The 10,081-nt window shown below is 60.1% G+C and carries 7 protein-coding genes; 3 read left to right on the top strand and 4 right to left on the bottom strand.

The genetic code is table 11. From position 1 onward, the window contains the following. Positions 1-140: 140 nt before the first annotated feature. Complete coding sequence (locus AC1Q8Q_RS27060; RefSeq protein WP_020800072.1) at positions 141-3,629, bottom strand: hypothetical protein; 3,489 nt, start codon at positions 3,627-3,629, stop codon at positions 141-143. 202 nt (positions 3,630-3,831) lie between these two features. On the opposite strand from AC1Q8Q_RS27060, the gene AC1Q8Q_RS27055 reads away from it, so the two are divergent. Beyond that, positions 3,832-4,764 (top strand): GlxA family transcriptional regulator, encoded by a 933-nt coding sequence (locus AC1Q8Q_RS27055; protein ID WP_033042903.1) that lies wholly within the window; start codon positions 3,832-3,834, stop codon positions 4,762-4,764. Between the two features lie 95 nt (positions 4,765-4,859). Next, entirely contained in the window at positions 4,860-5,822 is a 963-nt protein-coding gene (locus AC1Q8Q_RS27050) for a Nit6803 family nitrilase (RefSeq protein ID WP_020800070.1), read from the top strand. A 52-nt stretch (positions 5,823-5,874) separates the two neighbouring features. Here AC1Q8Q_RS27050 and AC1Q8Q_RS27045 read toward each other — a convergent pair whose 3' ends face one another. Then, positions 5,875-6,390: an HvfX family Cu-binding RiPP maturation protein gene (locus AC1Q8Q_RS27045; protein ID WP_020800069.1), complete on the bottom strand. Its 516-nt coding sequence runs from the start codon at positions 6,388-6,390 to the stop codon at positions 5,875-5,877. A gap of 211 nt (positions 6,391-6,601) precedes the next feature. Next, entirely contained in the window at positions 6,602-7,393 is a 792-nt protein-coding gene (locus tag AC1Q8Q_RS27040; RefSeq protein WP_020800068.1) for an N-acetylmuramidase domain-containing protein, read from the bottom strand. A 164-nt stretch (positions 7,394-7,557) separates the two neighbouring features. Between AC1Q8Q_RS27040 and AC1Q8Q_RS27035 the strand changes: the two genes are divergently transcribed. Then, complete coding sequence (locus tag AC1Q8Q_RS27035) at positions 7,558-9,060, top strand: aldehyde dehydrogenase family protein (protein WP_033042902.1); 1,503 nt, start codon at positions 7,558-7,560, stop codon at positions 9,058-9,060. A gap of 617 nt (positions 9,061-9,677) precedes the next feature. Here the strand turns inward: AC1Q8Q_RS27035 and AC1Q8Q_RS27030 are convergent. Continuing rightward, positions 9,678-10,007 (bottom strand): hypothetical protein, encoded by a 330-nt coding sequence (locus AC1Q8Q_RS27030; protein WP_020800065.1) that lies wholly within the window; start codon positions 10,005-10,007, stop codon positions 9,678-9,680. Positions 10,008-10,081 lie beyond the last annotated feature (74 nt).

Raw genomic sequence — 10,081 nt, 5'->3', positions numbered from 1 at the left:
AGGCACCGAGTGGTGGGGCAAGAGCGCTTTGGTTACTTTCGCGCTTTTCGAAAGTGACTCGCCGTAAGGGCGAAACCCTAAGTGGCCGTTACCGCAGCAATGGATATACACCCCGTCCCCTACTTGTGAACAGCAACTGATCAAAACTTCGCATAGTTCAACGCATCGACAATCGCCGAACCGCCGATACCTGTCAGGGACAGCAGCAACGAACGGATCAATGGGTCTTCGGAATAGCGCGAAAACGAACCGGTGTTGAGCGTTGCAACCCGTTCGCGAATCATCTTGAACTTGGCATAGCCCGGCGTCGACTCCGGTGTTTCCAGTAAATAGGCGTCGATTCGTTGCAAGGCCACCGTGCGGGCCTTTTCCGCGGCTCGACGCAGGGTGAGCGCAGAGCCGAGCAGCAGCAACGCGGTCAGCAGGTAGGAAATCATCAGCCCTGGCGGTGTTGGCCAGTTGTCGAACAGGCTGCTGCGTGAGGCCAGCAGGATCAACAGCACCACGGTCGGTGCGTAGATCAGCCGATTGACCGCCGACGTACGCTTGGCGATCAGTTGCAGATCCACCCACTCGTCGATGCAGGGATGCTTGAGCATGCCGAAGATTTTCTTGTGTTCGGCCTGCAACGTCCCTGGCCAGATCGCATGGTGCTCGCTCAGATGACGGATGAAGCGCGTCAGCAACAGGTTGGCATCCATGACCCAGAACACCAGCACCTGGAACGTCAGCGTCGGAATCAGCCAGTTCAACATCCACCAATCCGATGCACCGCGCACGGGCGTGCCTTCCATCGGCCAGATCACGAACAACACGCTGGTGACCACGACGTAGGCCCAGGTAGCGAGTAACGCCCGCAACAGACGGGCACCGAATGAACCACAGATGCAGTGCTCACCCCAGAAGCGCGCAATGACGATCATCTTGCGTCCGTCCGTGCAGCGGGCCTGGGCGGCCGCGCAGGACTTCGACCAGTCTTCGTTGGCACTCATCAGCGGGAAGAAAATCAGCAACAGCCAATGGCCAAGCTCATTGCACCAGCGGCGCAGGCTCCAGCCTTTGCCGCGGCGGATCAATCGCTGTACCTGGCCCCACAGGGTTGTCTGGTATTTGCGCATGTGCAGGCGCAGATGGAAGGCACTTTCGATCTCCGCGCGATTGATGCGCAGCTTGCGCCACCCCCAGGTCAACGCCGAGAGCGAGATCAGCACGGCCAGCAGGCGCAATGCTACGGTCGGCCAGGCGCTGATGCCTTCGAGCAAGAACATCGGCTCGCCCAGGCCGTTGTCGGTCAAGGTGCTGCGCATCTGGTACGCCAGCATCAACGCGAGAATGAACACCACCAGCGGGACCACGAAGTACCACGCCCAGGCATCGTATGAACCTGGGGTCACACTCGACGTCGCGTCCTGGGCCAGTGCCAATCGCCGCGTGGAGCGACGGAGCAGGTTCGACGACAGGATGCCCAGCAGCACTAGCACGAAGGTGAACCACAGGAATTCCGCATGCCAGTAGCGCGTGGCAATGAAGGCGCAGGCCGCCGCGACCATGAACAGCGTAATAGGCACGCCGCGCACCCACGCCAGGCGTGTGTCGTGTTCGTCCTGGGGGCCCTCGATGCGCCACCAGAGAATGAACGCAGCGATGCTCAGCAGGGTGAGTGTCAAAGGTCCGGCCCAAAAGAACGATTGGCTGTGTTTGAAACGCTCGCGCAGTGACTGGGAGGGCTCAGGGTAGGGCGGCGGCGAGGGATCTTGCAGGCAGCGCAACGCCATCAGATCGTGGGGCAGCACACCGCGCTCCGACTGGGCTTGGGTGGGCGCCTGGCAACTGGTCGGGCGTGAGGCGCCCAGTCGCGTGGCCAGGGGAATAAAGCCACTGATGCCCACTTCGTAGATGCCCGGCGAGAGCAGCTCCGATTTGGAATAGTCGAATTTCGCGCGCTTGGCATCAAAGGATTGCGGCGCCAAGGCCGCCAGTACTGAAATGAACACGGCACTTTGCAGGCTGTCGCGAAATGGCGGCACGTCCTGTTGCAGGGCGCGAGTCAGCGTCAGGCCATAGGGTGCGGCGAGGATCAGGTTGCGCGTGGTTTGCGCCTGGCCCCGTTGCAGCATGCGCGCGTCAAGGTCGGTGGAGAAGTACAGTTTGTAAGGCATTCGGCTCTTGAGGGCCTGCAGCACCAGCAGCTTGTCGTAGGCATCGACACCCAGGATACCGATGGCGCCGATGCCACTTTCGCCATCGCGTCGATAGGCCGCGTCTTCGCTGGCGATGTGGTCGGCGAGGCGTCGCAGATAATCGAGCTGGGAGTTGCCGTCGGATTTCTCCAGCGGGCTGAGGTCGATGGCGGATGCGCCACGGGCGTTTTTGCTGGCATCGTAGCTGGCGGTTTTATCGGTGCTCGCTGATTCTTCCGGCAGACGCCCGTCGAGCCCGCGCAAGTAACTGAAGCGCAAGATCCACTGGTCGACGGCACCCTTATGGTTTTCACCGTCGCCGAGTCGGGCGTCCCTGGCCACCTGCAGCTTGAAGCTTTCGATCAGGGCACGGCTGTAGAAACTGTCCCACTCGGAAATCAACGCGATGCGGTTGGCGCTGCGGCGAAGATTGCCGGTGCAGGGTGAGCCGATCCGGCTCAGTTTGCCTTCGCTGCAACGCACGCCGGCGGCCGGGTCGACGCGGCGCAGCTTCAGTTCTTCAAGCATCAGTTGGGTCATGGTGCCATCGTCACTGACGGTGCGCAGCAGCTTCATCGGCTCGCGGTTGGCCAGCGGCGGCGACAGCTTCTGGTAGCCACGATCCAGTGTCTCGTTGTCGGCCGTGGCCAGCGGCGAATAGATTTCGATGTTCGGCGAGGCCTTGCCGATGTCCTGGTCCTGGAACATGTCGCGCAGCACGGTCGAGGTCGAGGGGCCTATGACCTTCAAGACGGCATTGGCCGAGGGTTCGATGCAAGGTGCTGGCGTGCAGGCCATGGCGACTTTTTTTTTCAGGCTGTCACGAAGCGTTTCGAGCTGTTGCAGCGGCATCGAGCCGAGCGCGTCCTGTTTCAACCAGAACACGATCGTTCGGTCGGAGGGTGCGGGCTTGCCTTCAAGCGCCTGCGGTGGATCGAACGGATTGGACACGAACACTTCGTAGGGCGTATCGACGAAAGCGTTTTTCTGCGGTGCCTCGAGTGACAGGTTGGCGGCCAGCTTCAGGCAGTGGATGTACTGCTCCTGATCCGGCACCCGGTGGGAATTCTTGAACCCGGCCAGCAAGGCATAGCGAATGCGCCGGCGCCGTTCGACTTCATCGGCGTAGGGGCCACCCTCGACCAGCGCGACCATGATGTCGGGCGCCGATTGTCCTGCGCTCAGGGGCGAGAGGTCGGGGCTGCAAACGTTCTCGGCGTCCGGGTTCTTGCTGTCGGCAAGCTTCTTGCGATAACGCTCCACCGCGTCGAAAGGGTCCTGCCACAACCGGGCCTCGATGGGCAGTTGTGCCTGGAACTGGGCACCGATGGGGCGCGGCTCCAGGAAGGGTTCGCGGGTGAGGGCGAACATCGATACCACCAGACTCAGGATGACTGCACTGCCTGGCAACCAGAGGGCCAGATTTGTGCCCGAATCCTTGCTGTCCATGGCCTGTGCCTCTTGTTTGCGGCCAACTGTGTACTGTTATGTATAGACCCAATAAATGAAGGGGAATGGCCTGAATGAACGATTGCCTGACCGAATTGCCGTCGATCGGCTATTCACCCGCACTACGGCGGCAGGTGTACAGTGCGGTGCTCTGGCTGAATAATCGGTCATGCCTCCTTTAAGGTCATTCTGGACGAACGCCATGCATCGCATCGGACTCATCGTTTACCCCGGTTTCCAGGTTCTGGGCCTGGCCATGTGTGCCACATTCGAACTGGCCAACAGTGCGGCCGATGAACCGGTGTACAGCATTGTCCTGGTGTCCGAACACGGCGGCATGGTGCAAACCTCCGCAGGGTTCGCTGTGGAGACCAAGCCATTTGACCCGTGTTCGTTCGATACGCTGTTGGTCATGGGCGATAACTTGATTCGCCCGCCATCGAAAGGGCTGGTGGACTTTTTGCGCCATGCCAGCCAGGGCACCCGCCGCCTGGGTTCGATCTGCACCGGTGCCATTGCCCTGGCCGAAGCCGGTTTGCTCGATGGCCGGCGAGCAACCACCCACTGGTGTCATGCGGCGTCGTTGCAGCGGGCGTTTCCGAAGGTGAAGGTTGAGGAAGACCGGATTTTTATCAACGACGGAAATATCTGGACCGCCGCCGGCATGAGCGCGTGTGTCGATCTGGCGCTGGCCCTGGTGGAAATCGATCTGGGCGCGGAAGTCGCGCGCCGGGTCGCCCGGCAGTTGGTGGTGTATCACCGCCGGGCGGGCGGGCAGTCGCAGTTTTCGGTCATGCTGGAGTTGCAGCCCAGGACCGATCGCATCCAGGCAGCATTGACGTACGCCAAGCAGAACCTGAAGTCCGATTTGTCGGTTGAGGAACTGGCCAACGCCGCCAATCTCAGCCCGCGACAATTCAGCCGAGTGTTCAATGCCGAAACCGGGCAATCGCCGGCCAAGGCTATCGAAAGCCTGAGGGTGGAGGCCGCGCGGTTGATGATGGAAACCGGCCGGCACTCGATCGATGTGGTGGCAACCGAAACCGGCTTTGGTGACAGGGAGCGAATGCGCCGGGCTTTCCTGCGAGCTTTCGGGCAACCGCCCCAGGTGATTCAGCGGGCCAATCGAGGTTGATGACCTAAAAGGTGGTGTATACGACATTCAAGTCACAATATTATTTTCGTAATATTTGTCTCGTTGAAACCCATTCCCTCAATGAGATCGCCGCCATGACCTTTGTCAAAGCCGCCGCCGTACAAATCAGCCCCGTGCTCCACAGCCGTGAAGGCACCGTCAACAAAGTCGTCGAGAAAATTCTCGAGCTGGGTGAGCAGGGCGTGCAGTTCGCCGTGTTTCCCGAAACCGTCGTGCCGTACTACCCGTATTTCTCGTTCGTCCAGGCGCCCTTTGCCATGGGCGCCGAACATCTCAAGCTGCTGGACCAGGCCGTGACGGTGCCGTCGGCGGCGACCGATGCCATTGGCGCTGCCGCCCGAGAGGCCGGCATGGTCGTGTCCATCGGTGTCAACGAACGAGATGGCGGTACGTTGTACAACACCCAATTGTTGTTCGACGCCGACGGCTCACTGATCCAGAGCCGCCGCAAGATCTCCCCGACTTACCATGAACGCATGATCTGGGGCATGGGCGACGGGTCCGGCCTGCGCGCCACCGACAGCGCGGTGGGGCGCATCGGCCAACTGGCGTGCTGGGAACATTACAACCCGCTGGCCCGCTACGCCTTGATGGCCGATGGCGAACAGATCCACGCCTCGATGTACCCCGGCTCGTTTGCCGGCCCGCTGTTCACCTCACAGATGGAAGTCAGTATCCGCCAGCACGCATTGGAAGCGGCGTGCTTCGTGGTCAACTCCACCGCCTGGCTCAGCCCTGAGCAACAGGCGCAGATAATGGCCGACACCGGCTGCCCGATCGGGCCGATTTCCGGCGGTTGCTACACCGCGATCATCAGCCCGGATGGCGTGGTACTGGGTGCGTTGACCGAGGGTGAAGGCGAGGTGATCGTCGACCTCGACATGAGCCTGATCGACAAGCGCAAGCGCATGATGGATTCGCGCGGCCACTACAGCCGTCCGGAACTGCTCAGCCTGCTGATCGACCGCACCCCGCATGCCCATGTGCATGAACGCAGTGCGCATCCGGAGACAGTGGAAAAGGTAGATCCACTGTAGGAGCGAGCATGCTCGCTCCTACAGTAAGGCGGTAAGGCAGTACTCCGTTGTTTCAGTGCTGGTTGCGGCGCCAGAAAATCCGGGCCAGCAACGCATCGACGCTGAACTTGCCAGGACCCGAAAGCAGCAACGGCACAAGGGCGGCGAGATAAATCAGCGGCAGCTTGAAGTTACCAAAACCTTTGTTGCTGATGGAGTAACCCTGGGCCAGTTCGCTCAAGGTCGACCAGTCTGCCGGCCAGTGCACCGCGGCGGTCGCGACGATGGTCACCACGATCAGGCTGATCGCCGAGAAGCGTGTGGCCAGGCCCACCAGCAGGGCGAGCGCGCAGATCAGCTCGACCCACATCGACAGTTCCCAATTCAGCGTGGCCGGCAGGTGGTTGAACGGGAACAGGAAGCGGTCCTGGATGTCGGCGAACCAGTTTTCGCCATTGAATTTTTCCAGGCCCGACTCGAAGAACTCCCAGGCGAGGAACACCCGCAAGGACAGTGGCGCGATCCAGCTGCCGGCACGGTCAAGGTTCAGGTGCAGGCCTTTCACGGCCGATGAAATAGTGGCGTTCATGGTTGATCTCCTTCAAGACAGGGATGTCGGACCGGGGGGGCCGTTGAGAGGTATTTCATCAACCGGGTGTATCTGCGGTATGTCGTTGGCACGGGAATTTGAAGGCCTGGTGTGTCAGGGGCGGGTCTGTACACACTTTGATACGTTCAGTTCGAATGCATTTAAATGTGGGAGCGGGCCCGCTCCCACAGGGACCTTTGTGGGCATCAAGTCAGAGCGGCAACGCCAGAACCCGGCTGCGCAGATGCGCCAGCGTCTCGTCATCGAGCACCGTGGTCAGTTCCAGGCCTTCTTTGGCCTGATACAGGTTCATCGCATCCCGGGTCTGTTTGCCGACAATGCCGTCAATCGTGCCGGGGTGCCAGCCCAGGTACGTCAGGTAGGTTTGCGCGGTGCGAATCCTCAGGTCGGGCGTTCCGCCGTAAGAGAACTTCTGATACGCGGCACTGAGCCGCACGTCGTAGTTGTTGATGGCGTAGTTGGGGCCGTTGTAACGACGGGCGAAGTTCGCCCAATCCTTGGCCCGTAGCGCGGCGATGGAGCCGCCACCGATCAACGTGCCGACCATACACAACAGTTGTTCGTTCTCTGACAGGACCATGCGCCTGACCATCGATTCAACGTCTGCAGAACCGGTGGAAGCGAAGTTGAACCCCATGATCTGGCCCAGCCCCCACGACGTGCTTTGCAGCGCCGCATTGCGGTCAAGCTCGATCGCCTGGTTGAGCCGGTCGTACTGGTGGTCCCCCGACGCACCATAGTTGCCAGGGCTTTTGCTGCTGATATCGGGGTGTTGTGCGTCAAACGCCTGGTGGGTCAAGCGGCTGAAGACGTGACGCTCGAAAAGGATTTTCGGACGGCGATCGGAAAAGAATCCGTTGCCGGAGGTTTCTACTGCCAGAACAGCCCACAGTTGTGCAGCGCTGACTTTGGCCAGGTCCAGGGCGTTTTCCAGACCTTCGTCGTCAAGGGCTGCGCCATGGCTTCTGAATTCGTTGCTCATGACGGCCTCCTTCGAAACAGCAAACGCGGGGGTACGCTTTAAGCGTAGGTGGGCCAGGCTGGCACCGGCGGGTTTGCGATTATCGGCGCAGGGCTGTGGCGGATGACGCTCGGCGGCTTTTGCTATACATTTTCTGCCCGCCCATTGCATGGTGATACCGCTTCATGTCTCTTGCGCTCGAACGTCTAGTCGCTGGCACGCCGATCCCTTTCGCCGGTAATCGTGTCACTGTGGTCAGCCCCGAACTGGCGGCACGCTTTGCGCCCGGTGACCACCTGTTGGTGGAGCAGGTCAGCGGCGAACTGTTGCTGATTCCGGTGGCTGACCAGCAAGCGGCAGCGGTGGCGATCGAACGTGCCGAAGCGGCGTTCAAGGCGATGTCGACGGTGTCGGACCAGGCCATCAGCGCCTTCTTCGATGAGTTTGCCCAACGCCTGGAGACGCCTGAGTGCTGGGCCTTGATCGAGGCCGCAAACCTGGCCGACATCGAGCGGGCCAAGGCTCGTGGCCGCTCGACCACGCGTTTGCTGGCCGATGAGCGCATGCGTCGCGACATGATTGCCGGCCTGCGCGCCTGGCGCGATGCATCGGCCACCCGCGGCAAAGTGATCAGTTGCGTTGAGCACGACGGCTGGAAAGTCGAACAGGTGGTCTCGCCGCTGGGTATCGTCGCGTTCGTCTTCGAGGGCAGGCCGAATGTCTTCGCCGATGCCGCCGGTGTGTTGCGCACCGGTAACACCGCGGTGCTGCGCATTGGCAGCGACGCGTTGGGCACGGCCCAGGCCATCGTCACTCACGCATTGAACCCGGCATTGAACGCCACCGGATTACCAGCCGGTGCGGTGTCGTTGGTGGAAAGCGTCAATCACGCCGCCGGGTGGGCGATGTTCGCCGACCGCCGTCTGTCCCTGGCCGTCGCCCGTGGTTCGGGGCGCGCCGTCAGTCAATTGGGCAGCATCGCGCAACAGGCCGGCACCGCCGTCAGCCTCCATGGCACCGGTGGTGCCTGGTTGATCGCCGACATCGACGCAGATGCCACGCGCTTCGCCGCTGTGGTGCGCAACTCCCTGGACCGCAAGGTCTGCAACACCCTGAACGTCTGCCTTATCCAGCGCGACCGCGCCGCTGACCTGGTGCCGCTGTTTCTCGATGCGCTGCAACAGGCAGGCAAGGCACGGGGGCAGGGCTGCAAGTTGCACATCGTGGAAGGCAGCGAAGCGTTCCTGCCGGCGGATTGGCAAACCGCCAGCGTCGAGGTCTACCGCGCCGAAGGCTACCGCACCGAAGCACTGGCCGAAGCGTTGCCGGAAGATCAACTGGGTCGCGAGTGGGAGTGGGAAGAAACCCCCGAAGTCAGCCTGAAGATCGTCGACGACCTGGACAGCGCCATCGCCTTGTTCAATCGCTACAGCCCGCAGTTCACCGTGTCGCTGCTCAGCGAAGCTGCAGCGACTCAGGAACGCTTCTACAACGCGGTCAACGCGCCTTTTGTCGGCAACGGGATCACCCGTTGGGTCGATGGTCAGTACGCACTCAACAAGCCGGAGCTGGGCCTGTCGAATTGGGAGAGCGGGCGGCTATTTGCGCGCAGTGCAATTCTTTCAGGTGATGGTGTGTTCACCATTCGCAGTCGCATGACCCAAATAGATCTGGGCATCAAACGCTAAAAAAGGCCTGTCGCAGCATCTTTATATTGTTCGAACGTGAGAGGCACCTTTACGGTTTTCTCTGCAAAAGGTGGGGTTGTCTACTGTCAAGTTTGACAGTAGACGCGCCATGCTTTTCGCCGACTTAATAAAGCTCCGGGGCTGAACCCGTGTAGTCACCATGGAAATCAGTCATCCCACTGCCTGACGAATCCCCAGGTTCCGACGATTTTAAGGGTGAGCTATTAATCGACGGCGACCCGTCGACCCCCTTCTGATATCTGCCGATGAAAAGATCTTGATGGTGTATGGGGGGCTTCTCATACGTCTGCTGAAAAATGGTCAACCTGATCCGAGTTTCAACGGGGTAAATATTACGTAGATACCCGACATTCGGAATATCCATCAGTCATCCTTCGCATGGTGCAAGTTTGTGAGGATAAACTTGTGTTGTCGGGCAACGCCAACGTGAACGGTGAGCGTGTCGTCATGTTTACGTGTTTCTTCTCAATGGAAAACTGGACACGGGTTACGGGCAAAACGGACTGCTGCTTCGCTACCTTGCTTGATTTTACGTAGTAAACAAAAAAGTCCCCGCTCAAAAAACTTGAGAGGGGACTTCTTATGGCTATGGATTATCAGTAGAACCGGTCAATCACCCGAACTTCGTTCTGGCCCTGCAGCGAGTCCCAGGCCTGTTTAAGCGTTTGCAGGACATTACCGATGAAGTCCTTGTCGGCTGCGGCCTTCTTGCCAACATAGCCATGGCCGCGACGGTACATTTTCAATCGGGCCAGCAGGTTCTGGTTGTTCTGGTCGAACTCCGCTTCGTGGGCATGTGGCGACAGGCAGTCGATATGCACCTGGCCCGATTTGCTGATCCACAGGATATGGCTGTCGTGGCTGTCTTTTTGCGCCGCGAACATGCGAGCCAGTTCTTCGATAGTTGGTTGATTGTTCAGATTCATGATAAAGCCCCCTTGACCATTTGGTGATCTTTCAAAGTTGATTCGCTAATACATGTAGCCCATCGGTTAGTTGA

Source organism: Pseudomonas sp. GW823-FHT06B06, from assembly GCF_058795195.1.
Note: the sequence above shows the minus strand (reverse complement) of the source record. Positions and strands in the feature narration are given on the sequence as shown.